Annotated in this window: 16 protein-coding genes; 14 read left to right on the top strand and 2 right to left on the bottom strand. The window is 62.4% G+C overall.

Annotated features, from left to right (window positions below; translation table 11 throughout):
- Positions 1-10: 10 nt before the first annotated feature.
- The 9 genes from AC07XM_RS24970 to trpE all read left to right on the top strand — a co-directional run bounded on the left by AC07XM_RS24970 (position 11) and on the right by trpE (position 11,103).
- A complete protein-coding gene (locus AC07XM_RS24970; RefSeq protein WP_016484620.1) occupies positions 11-2,398 on the top strand; it encodes a PAS domain-containing sensor histidine kinase in 2,388 nt (795 codons plus the stop codon).
- A 7-nt stretch (positions 2,399-2,405) separates the two neighbouring features.
- Entirely contained in the window at positions 2,406-3,038 is a 633-nt protein-coding gene (locus AC07XM_RS24965; RefSeq protein WP_172455960.1) for a response regulator, read from the top strand.
- A 295-nt stretch (positions 3,039-3,333) separates the two neighbouring features.
- Positions 3,334-4,458 carry an ABC transporter ATP-binding protein gene (locus AC07XM_RS24960; RefSeq protein WP_016484622.1) on the top strand — a complete coding sequence of 375 codons (1,125 nt, stop codon included), beginning with the start codon at positions 3,334-3,336 and terminating at the stop codon, positions 4,456-4,458.
- A gap of 40 nt (positions 4,459-4,498) precedes the next feature.
- Positions 4,499-5,533, top strand: a complete 1,035-nt coding sequence (locus AC07XM_RS24955; RefSeq protein WP_016484623.1) for an ABC transporter substrate-binding protein — start codon at positions 4,499-4,501, stop codon at positions 5,531-5,533.
- 202 nt (positions 5,534-5,735) lie between these two features.
- Positions 5,736-6,983 carry an ABC transporter permease gene (locus AC07XM_RS24950; RefSeq protein ID WP_016484624.1) on the top strand — a complete coding sequence of 416 codons (1,248 nt, stop codon included), beginning with the start codon at positions 5,736-5,738 and terminating at the stop codon, positions 6,981-6,983.
- A gap of 11 nt (positions 6,984-6,994) precedes the next feature.
- Positions 6,995-7,822, top strand: coding sequence for an ABC transporter permease (locus AC07XM_RS24945; protein WP_003260880.1), 828 nt, complete (start codon positions 6,995-6,997; stop codon positions 7,820-7,822).
- A 240-nt stretch (positions 7,823-8,062) separates the two neighbouring features.
- Positions 8,063-8,737 carry a ribulose-phosphate 3-epimerase gene (gene rpe, locus AC07XM_RS24940; RefSeq protein WP_016484625.1) on the top strand — a complete coding sequence of 225 codons (675 nt, stop codon included), beginning with the start codon at positions 8,063-8,065 and terminating at the stop codon, positions 8,735-8,737.
- Entirely contained in the window at positions 8,734-9,552 is an 819-nt protein-coding gene (locus tag AC07XM_RS24935; protein WP_016484626.1) for a phosphoglycolate phosphatase, read from the top strand. The genes rpe and AC07XM_RS24935 overlap by 4 nt, the downstream gene beginning before the upstream one ends.
- A gap of 69 nt (positions 9,553-9,621) precedes the next feature.
- The gene (gene trpE, locus AC07XM_RS24930) at positions 9,622-11,103 is read left to right on the top strand and encodes an anthranilate synthase component I (protein WP_016484627.1); all 1,482 of its coding nucleotides are present in this window, start codon (positions 9,622-9,624) and stop codon (positions 11,101-11,103) included.
- Between the two features lie 32 nt (positions 11,104-11,135).
- On the opposite strand, the gene estP is transcribed toward trpE, so the two are convergent.
- The gene (estP, locus tag AC07XM_RS24925; protein ID WP_070086881.1) at positions 11,136-13,025 is read right to left on the bottom strand and encodes an esterase EstP; all 1,890 of its coding nucleotides are present in this window, start codon (positions 13,023-13,025) and stop codon (positions 11,136-11,138) included.
- Between the two features lie 368 nt (positions 13,026-13,393).
- On the opposite strand from estP, the gene AC07XM_RS24920 reads away from it, so the two are divergent.
- The 4 genes from AC07XM_RS24920 to AC07XM_RS24905 all read left to right on the top strand — a co-directional run bounded on the left by AC07XM_RS24920 (position 13,394) and on the right by AC07XM_RS24905 (position 16,730).
- Complete coding sequence (locus AC07XM_RS24920; protein WP_016484629.1) at positions 13,394-13,987, top strand: aminodeoxychorismate/anthranilate synthase component II; 594 nt, start codon at positions 13,394-13,396, stop codon at positions 13,985-13,987.
- 9 nt (positions 13,988-13,996) lie between these two features.
- The gene (gene trpD / locus AC07XM_RS24915) at positions 13,997-15,046 is read left to right on the top strand and encodes an anthranilate phosphoribosyltransferase (RefSeq protein WP_023048031.1); all 1,050 of its coding nucleotides are present in this window, start codon (positions 13,997-13,999) and stop codon (positions 15,044-15,046) included.
- A complete protein-coding gene (gene trpC, locus AC07XM_RS24910) occupies positions 15,043-15,876 on the top strand; it encodes an indole-3-glycerol phosphate synthase TrpC (protein WP_102689880.1) in 834 nt (277 codons plus the stop codon). Before trpD ends, trpC begins: the two co-directional genes overlap by 4 nt.
- A gap of 149 nt (positions 15,877-16,025) precedes the next feature.
- Positions 16,026-16,730 carry a lipoate--protein ligase family protein gene (locus AC07XM_RS24905; RefSeq protein WP_016484632.1) on the top strand — a complete coding sequence of 235 codons (705 nt, stop codon included), beginning with the start codon at positions 16,026-16,028 and terminating at the stop codon, positions 16,728-16,730.
- Here the strand turns inward: AC07XM_RS24905 and crp are convergent.
- Positions 16,727-17,371, bottom strand: a complete 645-nt coding sequence (gene crp / locus AC07XM_RS24900; RefSeq protein WP_102689883.1) for a cAMP-activated global transcriptional regulator CRP — start codon at positions 17,369-17,371, stop codon at positions 16,727-16,729. The genes AC07XM_RS24905 and crp overlap by 4 nt on opposite strands.
- A 190-nt stretch (positions 17,372-17,561) precedes the next feature.
- Between crp and AC07XM_RS24895 the strand changes: the two genes are divergently transcribed.
- Positions 17,562-17,984, top strand: a complete 423-nt coding sequence (locus tag AC07XM_RS24895; RefSeq protein WP_004376171.1) for an OsmC family protein — start codon at positions 17,562-17,564, stop codon at positions 17,982-17,984.
- Positions 17,985-18,026 lie beyond the last annotated feature (42 nt).

Genomic DNA, 18,026 nt, shown 5'->3' with positions numbered 1-18,026 from the left:
GAGCGTTTAGATGAAGCGAGTACGTCGCCTGTTGGTTATCGGCTGCTTGTGGCTGCCCTTGATTGCATTGGCCAGGCCCGAGGCGGTGCCCACCGTTACGCTGGAGCCTGCGCAGCAGCAGTGGCTGGATGCGCACCGCAACGTGCGCGTCGGCCTGGTGCTGCAGGCACCCTACGCCCAGTTCGACCGGCGCCTGCAGCAACTGTACGGGGCCAACGTAGAACTGGTGAACAGCCTGGCGCAGGCACTGCACCTGGACCTCACCTGGCGCAACTTCAACGACCAGGCCAGCCTTGAACACGCCCTGCAGAGCGGTGAAATCGACTTCGCCCCTGGCCTTACCCAGACGCCGGCCAGCCTGCGCCTATGGTTGTTCAGCGACCCGTACATGCGCGTGCCGCAGCTGGTGGTGGGGCCGCGCACTGGCGCCATGGCGGTGGAGCTGGAAAAGCTTGAAGCCGAGCAGCGGGTGGCCGTGCGCATGCCAAGCCAGCTGGCCGATTACCTGCGCGGCAACTACAGCAACCTCAACCTGCAGGGGGTGCCCAACGAGCGCGAGGCCTTGCAACTGGTGGTGGGTGGCCAGGCCAGTTTTGCGGTGCTGGATGAAGCCCAGCTCAGCCGCTTGTCGCGCGAGAGTGAGTTCAGTGAGCTGGCGGTAGTCGGCGATATCGGCCTGCCGCAGCTGCTGCGCATCGGCTCGCGACGCGACTGGCCGCTGCTGGCCGATGTGCTCGAACGTGGCCTGCAGGCGCTGCCGGCGAAAGAGCTGGAGCAGCTGCACCAACGTTGGCTACAGCCGAAATACCCACGCCTGAGTGAGTCGCCGGGCTTCTGGCAGAACCTGGCGTTGCTGTTCGGTTTGTTGCTGTTGTGTGCCTTGGCCACCTTGGTGTGGCAACGCCGGCAGCAGCGCCAGCTGGAGCGCAGCCTGCTGGCCACGCGGGAAAGCCTGGCGGAGCGACAGGTGCGTGAAGAGGCCTTGCGCCTGAGCCAGTTCGCCATCGACCAGAGCACGGTGGGCATCCTCTGGGTCAACTGGGACAGCCACGTACGCTACGCCAATCATGCCGCCGAGCGCATGCTGGGTTATGGCGACGGCGAGCTGCTGGAGCGGCCGCTGAGCGCCTTTGAGCCAAGCCTGACCATGGACCGTTGGCTGGAGTTGTGGAAAGGCGCTCGCACGGGGGAGGGCGGTGTCGGCCAGTTCGAGGCGCAGTGCCGGCGGGCCGACCACAGCCTGTTGCCGGTCGAGCTGTCCCTGAGCTTTCTGCGCTTTCGTGATTCCGAATATCTGGTGGTCTACCTTGCCGATGTCACCGAGCGCCACCGCGCCCTGGCGGCACTGCGAGAAAGCGAGGCGCGGCTCAAGGGCATTGCCGGCAACGTGCCGGGGCTGGTGTTTCGCCTGGAGCGTGACCCGGCCGAGGGCGAGCTGGAATTCCCCTACATCAGTGAGGGCAGCGAGGCGCTGGTGGGGTATGCGCCGGCCGAGATCCAGCACCCACAGATGGGCCTGCGCAACCTGGTTCACCCCGAAGACCGCGCCGATTACCACCGCGTCCAGGACCTGGCCTTGGCCAGCGACCAGGACTGGTCCTGGCAGGGGCGCATCCTGACTCGCCAGGGTGAACAACGCTGGGCGGACATCAAGGCCAGTACCCGGCGACTGGCCAACGGCCAGGTGGTATGGGACGGTGTGGTATGGGACATCACTCAGGGCAAACGGGCAGAACTGGCACTGGCCCGTTCCCAGGAACAGTTGCGCGAGCTGTCGGCCCACCTGGAGAGCGTGCGCGAGGAAGAAAAAGCCCGCATCGCCCGGGAAGTGCATGACGAGCTGGGGCAGATGCTGACTGTGCTCAAGCTGGAGGTGTCGATGTGCGAGCTGGCGTTTGCCGAGTTGGACCCCGGCCTGAATGAGCGCCTGGCAAGCATGAAGCGCTTGATCGCCCAGCTGTTCCAGCTGGTACGTGATGTTGCCACTGCCTTGCGTCCGCCGATCCTCGATGCCGGCATTGCTTCGGCCATCGAATGGCAGGCACGGCGCTTCGAAGCCCGCACGCAGATACCCTGCCTGGTACAAGTGCCGGATAATCTGCCAGCATTGAGCGATGCCAAGGCCACCGGCCTGTTTCGTATCCTGCAGGAGGCGCTGACGAACGTGATGCGTCACGCTCAGGCGCACAGCGTGGAGATCGAACTGGTGCGTGAAGAGGGGCGGCTGCGTATGACGGTCAGCGATGATGGCCGAGGCTTTTGCCGCGAGCAGACCCGGCCCACTTCATTTGGCCTGGTGGGTGTTCGCGAGCGGGTGCTGATGCTGGGGGGCAGCATGGTGCTGGACAGTGAACCAGGCGAAGGCACCAGCCTGAGTGTGGCCATTCCGTTGGAGTAGGAGAGCAATCGTGATTCGAGTACTGGTGGCCGAAGACCACACCATTGTCCGTGAAGGCATCAAGCAGTTGATTGGCCTGGCCAAGGACATGCAGGTGGTAGGGGAGGCCGGGAATGGCGAGCAACTGCTCGAAACCCTGCGCTACACACCGTGCGAGGTGGTGCTGCTGGATATCTCGATGCCAGGTGTGAACGGCCTGGAGGCGATCCCGCGGATCCGTGCATTGCACGATGCCCCGGCAATCCTGATGCTGTCGATGCACGACGAGGCCCAGATGGCGGCGCGGGCGCTTAAAGCCGGTGCAGCGGGCTATGCCACCAAGGACAGTGACCCGGCGCTGCTACTGACTGCAATTCGCCGGGTAGCGGGGGGTGGGCGTTACATCGACCCGTCGCTGGCCGACCGCATGGTGTTCGAAGTGGGCCTGACCGAGTCCCGACCATTGCACACGCTGTTGTCGGAGCGGGAGTTCTCGGTGTTCGAGCGCCTGGCCCAAGGGGCCAACGTCAACGACATTGCCCAGCAGCTTGCGCTGTCGAGCAAGACCATCAGCACCCACAAGGCGCGCTTGATGCAAAAGCTGAAAGTGAACTCGCTGGCGGAGTTGGTGAAGTACGCCATGGAACACAAGCTGGTCTGATTGCGACATCCCCGTGCCCGAAGCTTGCCGAACCCTCCGTGGGAGCGGGCATGCCCGCGAAAGGGCCTGGCCTGCTGATCTCTATGGCTGAGCCGGCCTCTTCGCGGGCATGCCCGCTCCCACAGGTTTAGTGGTTGGCTCGCAAGGGCATTCCAATCCCGCCATCTTTGTAGGGCAATCCCTACAACAAATCTTCCATCCGGATGATGGCATTCTCTCAGTGCCCCCGATTTCCGGGCGCTTGCGCCTCTTCTACGCTTTGGCCTACGCAGTCATCCAACAAGAAGGTGCAGGCATGAGCGAGGCGAAGTCGAACGCTGCAACCAGCGAAACGCTGGTCAGCTTCCGTGGTGTGCAGAAGAGCTACGACGGCGAGTCGCTGATCGTCAAAGACCTCAACCTGGACATCCGCAAGGGCGAGTTCCTCACCCTGCTTGGCCCGTCCGGCTCCGGCAAGACCACCAGCCTTATGATGCTGGCCGGCTTCGAAACCCCTACCGCCGGTGAAATCCAGCTGGCCGGGCGCTCGATCAACAACGTGCCGCCGCACAAGCGCGACATCGGCATGGTGTTCCAGAACTACGCGCTGTTCCCGCACATGACCGTGGCCGAGAACCTGGCCTTTCCGCTGACCGTACGCAACCTGAGCAAGACCGACGTCAGCGAGCGGGTCAAACGCGTGCTGAACATGGTCCAGCTTGATGCTTTCGCCAAGCGCTACCCCGGCCAGCTTTCCGGTGGCCAGCAGCAGCGGGTGGCCTTGGCCCGTGCGCTGGTGTTCGAGCCGCAACTGGTGCTGATGGACGAACCGCTCGGCGCGTTGGACAAGCAACTGCGTGAACACATGCAGATGGAGATCAAGCACATCCACCAGCGCCTCGGTGTGACCGTGGTGTACGTGACCCACGATCAGGGCGAAGCGCTGACCATGTCCGACCGCGTGGCGGTGTTCCACCAGGGCGAGATCCAGCAGATCGCCGACCCGCGCACGCTGTACGAAGAACCCTGCAATACCTTCGTTGCAAACTTCATCGGCGAGAACAACCGCATCAACGGCACCCTGCTGGCCAGCGATGGCAAGCGCTGCCAGGTGCAGCTGCCGCGTGGCGAGCGGGTCGAGGCGCTGGCGGTGAACGTCGGCCAGGCCGGCGAGCCGGTCACCCTGTCGATCCGCCCGGAGCGTGTGCGCCTGAATGGCCACAGCGAGAGCTGCGTCAACCGCTTCTCTGGCCGGGTGGCCGAATTCATTTACCTGGGCGACCACGTGCGGGTGCGTCTGGAAGTTTGCGGCAAGGCCGATTTCTTCGTGAAACAGCCGATTGCCGAGCTCGACCCGGCCCTGGCCGTGGGCGATGTGGTACCGCTGGGCTGGGAGGTGGAGCACGCCCGCGCGCTCGATCCGATTGCCGAAGCCCATTGATGGATTGCTTCACCAACCCTGTACTGTGGAGAGAATAAGAATGCGCAAGCAGTTGAAATTGACCGCCCTGGCCCTGGGGCTGTTCGCCGCTGGCCAGGCCATGGCCGCAGACCTTACCGTGATCTCGTTCGGAGGCGCCAACAAGGCCGCCCAGGTCAAAGCGTTCTACGAGCCATGGGAGAAGGCGGGTAACGGCAAGATCGTCGCCGGTGAATACAACGGCGAAATGGCCAAGGTCAAGGCCATGGTCGACACCAAGAGCGTGTCGTGGAACCTGGTAGAGGTTGAGTCGCCAGAGCTGGCGCGCGGTTGCGATGAGGGCATGTTCGAAGAGCTCGACCCCGCCCTGTTCGGCAACGAGGCCGATTATGTACCGGGTGCCATCCAGCCTTGCGGCGTTGGCTTCTTCGTCTGGTCCACGGTCATGGCCTACAACGCCGACAAACTCAAGACCGCACCTACCAGTTGGGCCGATTTCTGGGACACCAAGCAGTTCCCAGGCAAGCGTGGCCTGCGCAAGGGCGCCAAATACACGATGGAATTCGCATTGATGGCCGATGGCGTTGCGCCCAAGGACGTCTACAAAGTGCTGGCGACCAAGGAAGGCCAAGACCGCGCGTTCAAGAAGCTCGATGAACTCAAGCCCAGCATCCAGTGGTGGGAAGCTGGCGCACAGCCACCGCAGTTCCTGGCTTCAGGCGACGTGGTCATGAGCTCTGCCTACAACGGCCGTATTGCCGCTGTGCAGAAAGAGAGCAACCTCAAGGTGGTGTGGAACGGCGGCATCTACGACTTTGACGCCTGGGCAATTCCTAAAGGTGCCAAAAACGTCGAAGAGGCGAAGAAATTCATCGCCTACAGCGTCAAGCCCGAGCAGCAGAAGATCTACTCCGAGAACATCGCCTATGGCCCGGCCAATTCCAAGGCCGTGAGCCTGCTGTCGGACGAGGTGAAGAAGGACATGCCGACCACGCCTGAAAACATCGCCAATCAGGTGCAGATCGACGTGGCCTTCTGGGCCGACAACAGCGAGCAGCTGGAGCAACGCTTCAACGCCTGGGCGGCGAAGAAGTAACAAACCGCAAAGCAGGGCCGCCATGCGGCCCATCGCCGGCAAGCCAGCTCCCACAGGGAACGTGTAATCCCCCAAGCCGGTGCAGTGCCTGTAAGGGACAGGGATCAGAAGTCTTGAAGCCGGTGCAGTAGCTGTGGGCGCTGGCTTGCCGGCGATGGGCTGCACAGCCGCCCCATTTTCAGTTCGTATCGCGGAGTTCGCCATGGCCATTGCAGTGCCCCTCAACGAAGGCGCAGGTCCAAGTCTCAAGCAGCGCCTGAAACACGCCGAGCGGGTCAACCGCTGGAAGGCGCAGGCGTTGATCGCGCCGCTGGCGCTGTTTCTTCTGCTGGTGTTCCTGGTGCCGATTGCGGCGCTGCTGTACAAGAGTGTCGGCAACCCGGAAGTGGTGGGCGGCCTGCCACGCACGGTAGACATCATCACCCAGTGGGATGGCAAGAGCCTGCCGGGCGAGGATGTGTACAAGGCGCTGAGCCAGGACCTGGCCGAGTCACGCAAGAACCAGACCCTTGGCGACCTGTCCAAACGCTTGAACATGGAACTGGCCGGCTACCGCAGCTTGTTGACCAAGACAGCCCGGGCACTGCCATTCAAGGCAGAACCTGCCTCTTATAAAGACGCTTTGCAGGCCGTCGACGAACGTTGGGGCGACCCGGCCTATTGGCAGGCGATACGCCGCAACACCAGTACCGTGACCTCCTTCTACCTGCTGGCTTCGGTGGACCATCGCATCGACGACCTGGGCGAGCTGGCCAAGGCCACCCCGGACCAGGCCATTTACCTGGATATCTTTGCCCGCACCCTGTGGATGGGTGTGGTGATTACCGCCATCTGCCTGGTGCTGGCTTACCCGCTGGCCTACCTCCTGGCCAACCTGCCGACCCGGCAAAGCAACCTGCTGATGATTCTGGTGCTGCTGCCCTTCTGGACCTCGATCCTGGTGCGGGTGGCGGCGTGGATCGTGCTGTTGCAATCGGGTGGCCTGATCAACAGTGCACTGATGGCCATGGGTATCATCGATCAGCCGCTGGAACTGGTGTTCAACCGCACCGGTGTGTACATCTCCATGGTGCACATTCTGCTGCCATTCATGATCCTGCCGCTGTACAGCGTGATGAAGGGCATTTCGCCGAGCTACATGCGTGCCGCGATCTCGCTGGGCTGCCACCCGTTCGCCAGCTTCTGGCGGGTGTACTTCCCGCAGACCTATGCCGGTGTTGGCGCGGGTTGCCTGCTGGTGTTCATCCTGGCAATCGGCTACTACATCACCCCGGCGCTGCTGGGTAGCCCGAACGACCAGATGGTCAGCTACTTCGTTGCCTTCTACACCAACACCAGCATCAACTGGGGCATGGCCACCGCACTGGGCGGGCTGTTGCTGCTGGCTACCGTGCTGTTGTACCTGATCTATAGCTGGCTGGTCGGCGCCAGCCGCCTGCGCCTGAGCTGAGGAGCCTTGTCATGCTGAGCCCATACATGTCGCCCGTGGAGCGGGTCTGGTTCTACAGCCTGCGCATTCTTTGCGGTCTGATCCTGCTGTTCCTCATCTTGCCAGTGCTGGTGATCGTGCCGCTGTCGTTCAACAGTGGCAGCTTCCTGGTGTACCCGCTGCAGGGCTTTTCGCTGCAGTGGTACCAGGACTTCTTCGGCTCGGCCGAGTGGATGCGGGCGCTGAAGAACAGCATCATCGTCGCCCCGGCGGCCACGGTCTTGGCCATGGTGTTCGGCACCCTGGCAGCCATTGGCCTGACCCGTGGTGATTTTCCCGGCAAGTCGCTGGTGATGGCGCTGGTGATTTCACCGATGGTGGTGCCGGTGGTGATCATCGGTGTGGCCAGCTACCTGTTCTTCGCCCCGCTGGGCATGGGCAACAGCTTTACCTCGCTGATTCTGGTGCATGCGGTGCTGGGTGTGCCGTTTGTCATCATTACCGTGTCGGCAACCTTGCAGGGTTTCAACTACAACCTGGTGCGGGCGGCTGCCAGCCTGGGTGCGTCGCCGCTGTTGACCTTCCGCCGCGTGACCTTGCCGCTGATTGCACCCGGGGTGATCTCAGGGGCGCTGTTCGCCTTTGCGACGTCGTTTGACGAGGTGGTGGTGACGCTGTTCCTGGCCGGGCCGGAGCAGGCAACCCTGCCGAGGCAGATGTTCAGTGGTATCCGCGAAAACCTGAGCCCGACCATTGCTGCGGCGGCGACCTTGCTGATTGCTTTCTCGGTGGTGTTGCTGCTGACCCTGGAGTGGTTGCGTGGGCGCAGCGAGAAGCTGAGAACCCAGCAGCCGGCCTGATTTTCAGGCGTCTGCGCTGGCCTCATCGCCGGCAAGCCAGCTCCCACAGAGATCTCTACAGGACCCTGCATCTCATAAGGCCTGTGGAGAACCCTGTGGGAGCTGGCTTGCCGGCGATGAGGCCAGCTCAGGCAGTGCAAGGCTCTTGGGTATCGGTCGGGATCATGTGATACCAATCAGCCCTCATCCGTTCGCCTGGGTTACAATGCGCGCCACCGTGATTCTGCCAACAGGTGCGCCATGCAGCCCTACGCTATTGCCCCCTCCATCCTCTCTGCCGATTTCGCCCGCCTGGGTGAAGACGTCGACAAGGTATTGGCTGCGGGTGCCGACATCGTCCACTTCGATGTCATGGACAACCACTACGTTCCCAACCTGACCATTGGCCCGATGGTCTGCACCGCCCTGCGCAAGTACGGTGTTACCGCACCGATCGACGTGCACCTGATGGTCAGCCCGGTCGACCGCATCATCGGCGACTTCATCGAAGCCGGCGCCACTTACATCACGTTTCACCCGGAAGCCACGCAGCACATCGACCGTTCGTTGCAACTGATCAAGGACGGCGGTTGCAAGGCCGGCCTCGTGTTCAACCCGGCCACCAGCCTGGATGCCCTGAAGTACGTGATGGACAAGATCGACATGGTGCTGCTGATGAGCGTCAACCCAGGCTTTGGCGGGCAGAAGTTCATCCCTGGCACCCTCGACAAGCTGCGCGAGGCGCGTGCGCTGATCGACGCCAGCGGCCGTGATATCCGCCTGGAAATCGACGGTGGCGTCAACGTCAATAACATCCGCGAGATCGCTGCCGCTGGCGCTGACACCTTCGTGGCCGGTTCGGCGATCTTCAACGCCCCGGACTACCAGGAAGTCATCGCCAAGATGCGCGCCGAACTGGCTCAGGCCCGCCCATGAGTGGCTTCGAGCAGCTGTTCCCGGGGACGCTGCCCAGGCTGGTGATGTTCGATCTGGACGGTACCCTGATCGATTCCGTGCCAGACCTGGCTGCCGCCGTGGACCGCATGCTGCTCGAACTGGGGCGCCCGCCCGCAGGCCTTGAGGCAGTCCGCCACTGGGTCGGCAACGGCGCCCAGGTGCTGGTGCGCCGGGCGCTTGCAGGTGGCATCGACCACGCCGCGGTGGACGATGCGCTGGCCGACCAGGCGCTGGCGCTGTTCATGGACGCTTATGCTGAAAGCCACGAGCTGACGGTGGTCTATCCCGGTGTGCAGGACACCCTGCGCTGGCTGCGCAAGCAGGGCGTGGAAATGGCGCTGATCACCAACAAGCCCGAGCGCTTCGTCGGCCCGCTGCTGGACCAGATGAAAATCGGCCGCTACTTCCGCTGGATCATTGGTGGCGACACCCTGCCGCAGAAAAAGCCCGACCCGGCGGCTTTGCTCTTCGTCATGCAGATGGCCAGCGTTACCCCGCAGCAGTCGCTGTTTGTCGGCGATTCGCGCAGCGACGTGCTGGCGGCCAAGGCGGCTGGCGTGCAGTGCGTAGGGCTGACCTATGGCTACAACCATGGCCGGCCGATCCAGGACGAATCTCCCAACCTGGTGATCGACGACCTGCGCGCACTGCTGCCCGGTTGCGCAGACCCGGCCACTGGGATAACGTTGGCCAACCTTCAAGCCTCACAAGACAGAGAGCCCACCGTGGTGGTTACTGGCAAATTCTGGATGAAAGTCATCAAGGCCCTGGCCCGTTGGCGTTGGCGCGCCTGACTTCAGCCTGCCGGCGCGTGCCGGCCCGTCCGTTTGCCTGACCTATTGCTGCTTGCCACGAGGCTACTCATGAACCGCGAAGAATTCCTGCGCCTGGCCGCTGCCGGCTACAACCGCATTCCACTGGCCTGCGAAACCCTGGCCGACTTCGACACGCCGCTGTCGATCTACCTGAAACTGGCTGACCAGCCCAACTCGTACCTGCTCGAATCGGTGCAAGGCGGCGAGAAGTGGGGCCGCTACTCGATGATCGGCCTGCCATCGCGCACGGTGATGCGGGTGCACGGCTATCACGTCAGTATCCTGCAGGATGGCGTCGAGGTGGAAAGCCATGATGTCGAAGACCCGCTGGCCTTTGTCGAAAGTTTCAAGGACCGTTACAAGGTCGCTGACATCCCTGGTCTGCCGCGCTTCAACGGCGGCCTGGTCGGCTACTTTGGCTATGATTGTGTGCGTTACGTGGAAAAGCGCCTTGGCGCCAGCCCCAACCCGGACCCGTTGGGCGTGCCGGATATCCTGCTGATGGTGTCCGATGCGGTGGTGGTGTTCGACAACCTGGCAGGCAAGATGCACGCGATTGTGCTGGTCGACCCGGCTGAAGATCAGGCCTTTGAACAGGGCCAGGCACGCCTGCAAGGCCTGCTGGAAACGCTGCGCCAGCCGATCACCCCGCGCCGAGGCCTGGACCTGAGTGGCCCGCAGGCCGCCGAGCCGGAATTCCGCTCCAGCTATACCCGCGACGACTACGAGAACGCGGTCGGCCGTATCAAGGAGTACATCCTGGCCGGCGACTGCATGCAGGTGGTGCCGTCGCAACGCATGTCGATCGACTTCAAGGCTGCGCCCATCGACCTGTATCGTGCGCTGCGCTGCTTCAACCCGACGCCGTACATGTACTTCTTCAACTTCGGCGACTTCCATGTGGTCGGCAGCTCGCCCGAGGTGCTGGTGCGGGTCGAGGACAACCTGGTCACCGTGCGCCCGATTGCCGGTACCCGCCCGCGTGGCGCGACTGAAGAAGCCGACCGCGCGCTGGAAGACGACCTGCTGTCGGACGACAAGGAAATCGCCGAACACCTGATGCTGATCGACCTGGGCCGCAACGATGTTGGCCGTGTGTCCTCGACCGGCAGCGTGCGCCTGACCGAGAAGATGGTCATCGAGCGTTACTCCAACGTGATGCACATTGTCTCCAACGTCACCGGCCAGCTGCGTGAAGGGCTGACGGCGATGGATGCGCTGCGGGCGATCCTGCCGGCTGGCACCCTGTCGGGTGCGCCGAAGATCCGTGCAATGGAAATCATCGACGAACTGGAGCCGGTCAAACGTGGGGTCTACGGTGGTGCAGTCGGCTATTTTGCCTGGAACGGCAACATGGATACCGCGATCGCCATCCGTACTGCCGTGATCAAGGACGGTGAACTGCATGTGCAGGCCGGTGGTGGCATCGTTGCCGACTCGGTGCCGGCGCTGGAGTGGGAAGAAACCATCAACAAGCGCCGGGCGATGTTCCGTGCCGTGGCGCTTGCAGAGCAGACGTTGGCTAAATAAACAGATTGGGGCTGCCAAGCAGCCCCATCAATTCAGAAGTCCACGCTCACCCCCAGGCTCACCCCCTGCTGCGTCAATTCATCACTCTTGCGCCAGTTGTAGTTCCCGCGCAAATGCACCCCTGCGACCACTTCATGGCTCACCCCCAGGCTCGCACGGGTCAGGTCGCTGTGCGGCGTATAACCGGCCAGGGTGAAGTCATTGGCGGGCAAGCTGGTCAGGTGCATGGTCACATCCTGCTGGTCATCCTCGAACTCATGCTCCTGCGCCACCTCGGCGAACAGCCGGGTACCTGGCAGCACCTGCACGCTGCCCAGCAACCCCAGGCCCAAGCGGCGTGACGTGCGTTCCTGGTCATCGAAGCCCAGTGCTGTCGAGCGCCCGCTCTTCTCGTTGTACCCATCCACTTTCACGCGCGCATAGTCGGCACTGATGAATGGCGCCAGCTGCCAATTGCTGCTGTCTGCCGCCAGGTTGTAGCCCAGCCGCCCGGACATCGCCCAGGCCTCGCCGTCGGTGTCGCCCTTTTCGCTGCGCTCGTTCACGCCAAGGGCGAAGGTGCGCTTGAGGTCGCTGTAGTCCAGATGCCCGGCGGTCAGCGCAGCATCGGCCCACCAGCGGTCCTGGCGGTATTGGGCGAAGGCGCTGGCCAAGTAGCTGTTCAGTTTGTAGTCCGAATCATTGGCGCCGGCCTCCAGCTTTTGCCGGTACGCGCCGCCGGCCAGGCCCAGGCGCCAGGCGTCGTTCAACCGGTAGCTGCCGCCCAGTGTCAGGTTATAGCCGCGGCCATCGCCGCTGGCCGCGCTGTGCTGGCCGTCGAAGTCCAGGTCCTGGGCACCGGTGGCGACGAAGGCCTGCCATTGGCCAACTGCTTGCCAGGGTGTCTGCCATTGGTTGCGCAGCTCATCCTGATGGGCGCGCAGGCTGGCATGTGCCATTTCGGGGAGCAGGGTAAGCTCCCAGGGGGCGGAGATGATCGAATAGGCGTAGTCGGCAATCAGTTGCTGGCCGGCGATGGTCGGGTGCACCGAGTCGTTGAACAGCAGTTTAGTCGGGTCCGGGGTTGTGCCATTGATACCGTACACCGGGTTTTCCACGCAGCTGTTGCCGCTGTAGCAGGTGCCGACCAGGTTCTGGTCGCTGGCCAGGCCGAACTGGTTGGGGCTGGCCAGTGCCTCGCTCAGCAGCACAGGGATGTTCAGCGGGATGATCTCGGCATCGATCTGCCGCAGTTGGCTGAGCAGCGACTGGTTGAATGCGCCAGACAGCAGTGACAGCGGGTTTTGTTGCGGGGTGCCGCTGAAGTTGGGCGTTTGGCCGAGGTCGGGCAGCAGCCAGACCATGATGTAGCGGGCGCCACCTTGTTGCAGTGCCTGGGCGCTGGCCGCAAGGCGGGCGCCGGCGGCCACGGCGTCGGCCGGGCTGTTTACCAGGCCTTGGAGGAAGTCGTTGCCGCCGCCCGTCACGTAGTAAAGCGCGTTGGGGTCGGCACGCAGGCCGTTGGCCAGGTAGCCCGCCTTTTCACGCAGCACCAGGCCGGCGCCGGGGTTTCCTGGCGGGATGACGGTCTCGGAAGTTGTCGTGATCGAATCCAGGATCTGCTGGGTGGTATAGCCACCGACAGCCCAGTTGTTGCCATCGGGCCGGATGCCTGTCGATGTCGACGGGTTCAGGTCATCGGGTGCAACGCCCAGTCGGCCACCGAGGATCATCGGTGACACCGGGGCAAAGTTACCGTCGGCATCGCGGTTGGTAAACCGGGCGCCTGGGGTACCGCCAGTCAAATCGGGAAATTGCCCGGCGTCGGCGAGGCTGTCGCCAAACACGATCAGCGTGGAATAAGGTGAGGGACCTGCGAATACCTGGCTGCAGGCCAGGGCCAATGAAGCGAGGGTAAAGCGCATTAACGGGGCTTTTCGCATCAGGGAACATCCTTTTCTTTGTTTTTATCAAGGACTGCCTGATCGACCTTAGCAAATCGCAGTGCATCCCTCCCAAGTCCATTCGTTTCCCCGTGTTTGCAGGCATATTGCGCCCGCCGCCCCGGTAGGCTACTGTGCCGGAACGTATGAGCGAGACCTATCCTGTGTTGATCGTCAGTAAACTCTTGATGCGCGTAATCAAGGCCCACGCCCGTTGGCGTTGGCGCGCCTGACTTTATCCCCTGCCGGCCCGCCCGGCTCGCCCCCGTTTGCCTTCTTCTTTACTGCCCTGTGTGGCGAAGCCGTGCCTGTGGCGGTGGCAAGAAGGTTCGAATTCTGAAGTCAGTAAATTCAAGAGGTTTAACACCATGTTACTGATGATCGACAATTACGACTCATTCACTTACAACGTCGTCCAGTACCTTGGCGAGCTGGGTGCCGAGGTCAAGGTCATTCGCAATGACGAAATGACCATTGCCCAGATTGAAGCCCTCAACCCCGAGCGGATCGTGGTATCCCCAGGTCCTTGCACGCCGAGCGAGGCGGGTGTGTCCATCGAGGCCATCCTGCATTTTGCTGGCAAGCTGCCGATTCTGGGCGTGTGCCTGGGGCATCAGTCCATCGGCCAGGCCTTTGGCGGTGACGTGGTGCGCGCCCGCCAGGTGATGCACGGCAAGACCAGCCCCGTACACCACCGCGACCTGGGCGTGTTCACCGGCCTCAACAACCCGCTGACCGTTACCCGCTACCACTCGCTGGTGGTCAAGCGCGAAACCTTGCCCGATTGCCTGGAAGTGACTGCCTGGACCGCCCATGAAGACGGCTCGGTGGACGAAATCATGGGCCTTCGCCACAAAACCCTGAATATCGAAGGGGTGCAGTTCCACCCCGAGTCGATCCTGACCGAGCAGGGCCACGAGCTGTTCGCCAACTTTCTCCAGCAGACCGGCGGCCGCCGCTAAGGATCGAACATGGATATCAAGAGCGCATTGAGCCGTATCGTCGGCCACCTGGACCTGTCTACCGAAGAAATGCGCGATGTCATGCGCCAGATCATGACCGGCCAGTGCAGCGAGGCGCAGATCGGCGCCTTTCTGATGGGCATGCGCATGAAGAGTGAAAGCATCGACGAAATCGTCGGCGCGGTGTCGGTGATGCGTGAGCTGGCCGACAAGGTTGAGCTGAAAAGCCTGGATGGCGTGGTCGATATCGTCGGCACCGGCGGTGATGGCGCCAATATATTCAACGTGTCCACCGCGTCGTCGTTCGTCCTGGCGGCGGCGGGCTGTACTGTTGCCAAGCATGGTAACCGCGCGGTTTCCGGCAAGAGCGGCAGTGCCGACCTGCTGGAAGCTGCCGGCATCTATCTTAACCTGACGCCAACCCAGGTGGCTCGCTGCATTGACAGCCTGGGCATCGGCTTCATGTTCGCGCAAAGCCATCACTCGGCCATGAAGCATGCCGCCGGTCCGCGTCGTGAGCTGGGGTTGCGTACCCTGTTCAACATGCTCGGCCCGCTTACGAATCCGGCCGGAGTGAAGCATCAGGTGGTTGGCGTTTTCGCCCAGACCCTGTGCCGCCCGTTGGCCGAGGTGCTGCAACGCCTGGGTAGCAAGCATGTGCTGGTGGTGCATTCGAAGGACGGCCTGGATGAGTTCAGCCTGGCTGCCCCCACCTTTGTTGCCGAACTGAAGAACGACACAATTACTGAATACTGGGTCGAACCGGAAGACCTCGGCATGAAAAGCCAGAGCTTGCATGGCCTTGCCGTCGAAAACCCACAGGCTTCGCTGGAGCTGATTCGCGATGCTCTGGGCCGTCGCAAGACCGAAAACGGCCAGAAGGCTGCGGAGATGATCGTGCTCAATGCGGGCGCGGCACTGTATGCCGCCGATCATGCGATGAGCCTGGCTCAAGGTGTGGAACTGGCCCACGACGTACTGCACACCGGGCTGGCCTGGGAGAAGCTGCAGGAACTGGGTGCCTTTACTGCAGTATTCAAGGTGGAGAACGAAGCATGAGTGTGCCGACGGTGCTGGAAAGGATCATTGCCCGCAAGTTCCAGGAAGTGGCCGAGCGCAGCGCGCGCGTCAGCCTCGCCGAGCTGGAAGGCCTGGCCAAGGCCGCCGATGCCCCGCGTGGTTTCGCCAACGCGCTGATCGAACAGGCCAGGCACAAGCAGCCAGCGGTGATCGCCGAGATCAAGAAGGCTTCGCCGAGCAAGGGCGTGATCCGCGAGCACTTCGTGCCGGCGGAAATCGCTGTCAGCTACGAGAAGGGCGGTGCTACCTGCCTGTCGGTGCTGACCGATGTCGATTACTTCCAGGGTGCCGATGAGTACCTGCAGCAGGCCCGCGCGGCAGTTTCGCTGCCGGTGATCCGCAAAGACTTCATGGTCGACCCTTACCAGATCGTCGAAGCCCGGGCCTTGGGCGCGGATTGCGTGCTGCTGATCGTCTCGGCACTGGATGACGTGAAGATGGCCGAGCTGGCCGCGACTGCAAAAGACGTCGGCCTGGACGTGCTGGTGGAAGTGCACGATGGCGATGAGCTGGAGCGCGCGTTGAAAACCCTGGATACGCCGCTGGTGGGGGTGAATAACCGCAACCTGCACACCTTCGAGGTCAGCCTGGAAACCACCCTTGACCTGCTGCCGCGCATTCCGCGTGATCGCCTGGCGATTACCGAGAGCGGTATTCTCAACCGGGCCGATGTCGAGCTGATGGCAATCAACGAGGTTTACTCGTTCCTGGTGGGCGAAGCGTTCATGCGCGCCGAGCAGCCTGGGCTGGAGTTGCAGCGGTTGTTCTTCCCGGAACAGGTGAAGAAGACTGTTCAGCATCTTGACTGATCAAATGAAGCCGGCTTTTTTGCCGGCTTTTTTGTATGCCTGCCAGGGCCGCTTCGCGGGTAAACCCGCGCCTACAGTGGGTGTGCTCCCTTTGTAGGAGCGGGCTAGCCCGCGAAGAGGCCATCAAAAACAACATCAAAGGTGGATCAATGACCGATCAACCCCTGGCCCTGACCGTCGAACAAGGCCTGCACACCGAACAGGAACTGCTGGCCGCCGTCTGCCGCGGCGAACGCGAAAACGGTGTGCTGTTCTGGCGACCCACCGACCATGCGCTGGTCATGCCCCGGCGCATGAGCCGTCTGGAAAACTTCGAGGCCGCCTGTGCGGAGCTGGCGATTGCCGGCTGGCCGGTGCTGCTGCGCGAGACTGGCGGTGAGCCGGTGCCTCAGTCCCATTCCACTGTCAACGTTGCCCTGGTCTACGTTGCCCCGCGCAGCGAAGGTGATCACGGCCGTATCGAAAGCGCCTACGAGCGCCTGTGCCTGCCGCTGTGCGAGGTACTGCGCGAGTGGGGCGGGGTGGCGTCGGTGGGGGAGATAGACGGGGCGTTCTGCGATGGTCGCTACAACGTCAACCTCAATGGCCGCAAGCTGGTGGGCACCGCCCAGCGCTGGCGCCAGGGCCTGGGCGGCAAGCGCCCGGTGGTACTGGTACACGGTGCGTTGCTGCTGGACAACGAGCGGGAGTCGATGGTGGCAGCGGTCAACCGCTTTAATGAGTGCTGCGAGCTTGAGCAACGCTGCCGCGCTGATGCACATATCGCCTTGCATGAAGTGGCGCCCGCAGCACCCTGGTTTGAGCGCTTGTCGCAGGCCTACGCCAAGGTGCTTGCAGACCTGCCCAGGGACTAGCGGGTACCGTAGACCACCATGGTCTTGCCTTTGACCTGAACCAGGCTGCGTTCCTCAAGGTCCTTGAGGACGCGGCCGACCATTTCCCTGGAACAACCGACGATTCGGCCGATTTCCTGACGGGTGATCTTGATCTGCATGCCGTCGGGGTGGGTCATGGCGTCGGGTTGTTTACACAATTCCAGCAGGCAACGGGCAACCCGGCCGGTGACGTCGAAAAACGCCAGGTCACCGACCTTGCGTGTGGTGTTGCGCAGGCGCTGGGCCATCTGGCCGCCCAGGGCATAGAGGATTTCCGGGTCTTGGCGCGCCAGTTCGCGAAACTTGTTGTAGCTGATTTCCGCCACTTCGCACTCGGTCTTGGCTCGCACCCAGGCACTGCGCTGCTGTTCGCCGTCAACCGGTTCGAACAGCCCGAGCTCGCCGAAGAAATCGCCATTGTTGAGATAGGCAATAATCATTTCGCGGCCATCCTCGTCTTCGATGAGGATGGTCACCGAGCCCTTGATGATGAATGACAGTGTCTCGGCGCGGTCGCCGGCGCAGATGATGTTGCTTTTGGCGGTGTAGCGGCGGCGCTGGCAGTGTACCAACAGTTTGTCGATGTTCTTGATCTTGGCGGGTAGGGCGGAGGCAACCATCACGAAATCCTGTTCGATGCGCCGCATAGGCTTTTTATAAGGTTGTCTGGCGGCGAGCGCCATTCATTTGGCGCCAGCTTATCAGACGTCTCCGGATGTTTCGGTATTAAACCGATACGTCTCGTGCTTTTCGCACGGCCTTACAAGGTCTAAGCTGACACCCTTTTCCGAATATCAGGAGTCCGGGTAGATGAAGGCACGTATCCAGTGGGCCGGTGAGGCCATGTTCCTCGGCGAATCGGGGAGTGGCCATGTCGTCGTGATGGACGGCCCGCCTGAGGCCGGCGGCCGCAACCTGGGTGTGCGCCCGATGGAAATGTTGCTGTTGGGCCTGGGTGGCTGCAGCAGCTTTGACGTGGTGAGCATTCTGAAGAAATCGCGCCAAGCGGTAGAAAGCTGCGAGGCGTTCCTGGAAGCCGAGCGTGCCAGCGAAGATCCGAAGGTGTTTACCAAGATTCACATGAACTTTGTGGTGAAAGGGCGTGGGCTGAAAGAAGCGCAGGTCAAGCGGGCAGTGGAGCTGTCGGCAGAGAAGTACTGCTCGGCTTCGATCATGCTCGAACGCGCGGGGGTTGAGATTACCCACGGGTATGAAATCGTAGAGCTCGGTTAACGCAACGTTGTTGGGGGCCGCAAAGCGGCCCCCGCACAATCA

Source organism: Pseudomonas sp. GW460-LB5 (assembly GCF_059423245.1).
The sequence above is the reverse complement of the archived record's forward strand: the minus strand, read 5'-3'. Positions and strand labels throughout refer to the sequence as shown.

Coding starts and splice junctions, on each gene's coding strand:
- trpE (WP_016484627.1), top strand. CDS start 9,622: ATGAACCGCGAAGAATTCCTGCGCCTGGCCGCTGCCGGCTACAACCGC.
- AC07XM_RS24895 (WP_004376171.1), top strand. CDS start 17,562: ATGAAGGCACGTATCCAGTGGGCCGGTGAGGCCATGTTCCTCGGCGAA.
- AC07XM_RS24950 (WP_016484624.1), top strand. CDS start 5,736: ATGGCCATTGCAGTGCCCCTCAACGAAGGCGCAGGTCCAAGTCTCAAG.
- rpe (WP_016484625.1), top strand. CDS start 8,063: ATGCAGCCCTACGCTATTGCCCCCTCCATCCTCTCTGCCGATTTCGCC.
- estP (WP_070086881.1), bottom strand. CDS start 13,025: ATGCGAAAAGCCCCGTTAATGCGCTTTACCCTCGCTTCATTGGCCCTG.
- trpD (WP_023048031.1), top strand. CDS start 13,997: ATGGATATCAAGAGCGCATTGAGCCGTATCGTCGGCCACCTGGACCTG.
- AC07XM_RS24960 (WP_016484622.1), top strand. CDS start 3,334: ATGAGCGAGGCGAAGTCGAACGCTGCAACCAGCGAAACGCTGGTCAGC.
- AC07XM_RS24955 (WP_016484623.1), top strand. CDS start 4,499: ATGCGCAAGCAGTTGAAATTGACCGCCCTGGCCCTGGGGCTGTTCGCC.
- AC07XM_RS24970 (WP_016484620.1), top strand. CDS start 11: ATGAAGCGAGTACGTCGCCTGTTGGTTATCGGCTGCTTGTGGCTGCCC.
- AC07XM_RS24935 (WP_016484626.1), top strand. CDS start 8,734: ATGAGTGGCTTCGAGCAGCTGTTCCCGGGGACGCTGCCCAGGCTGGTG.
- crp (WP_102689883.1), bottom strand. CDS start 17,371: ATGGTTGCCTCCGCCCTACCCGCCAAGATCAAGAACATCGACAAACTG.
- AC07XM_RS24920 (WP_016484629.1), top strand. CDS start 13,394: ATGTTACTGATGATCGACAATTACGACTCATTCACTTACAACGTCGTC.
- AC07XM_RS24905 (WP_016484632.1), top strand. CDS start 16,026: ATGACCGATCAACCCCTGGCCCTGACCGTCGAACAAGGCCTGCACACC.
- AC07XM_RS24945 (WP_003260880.1), top strand. CDS start 6,995: ATGCTGAGCCCATACATGTCGCCCGTGGAGCGGGTCTGGTTCTACAGC.
- trpC (WP_102689880.1), top strand. CDS start 15,043: ATGAGTGTGCCGACGGTGCTGGAAAGGATCATTGCCCGCAAGTTCCAG.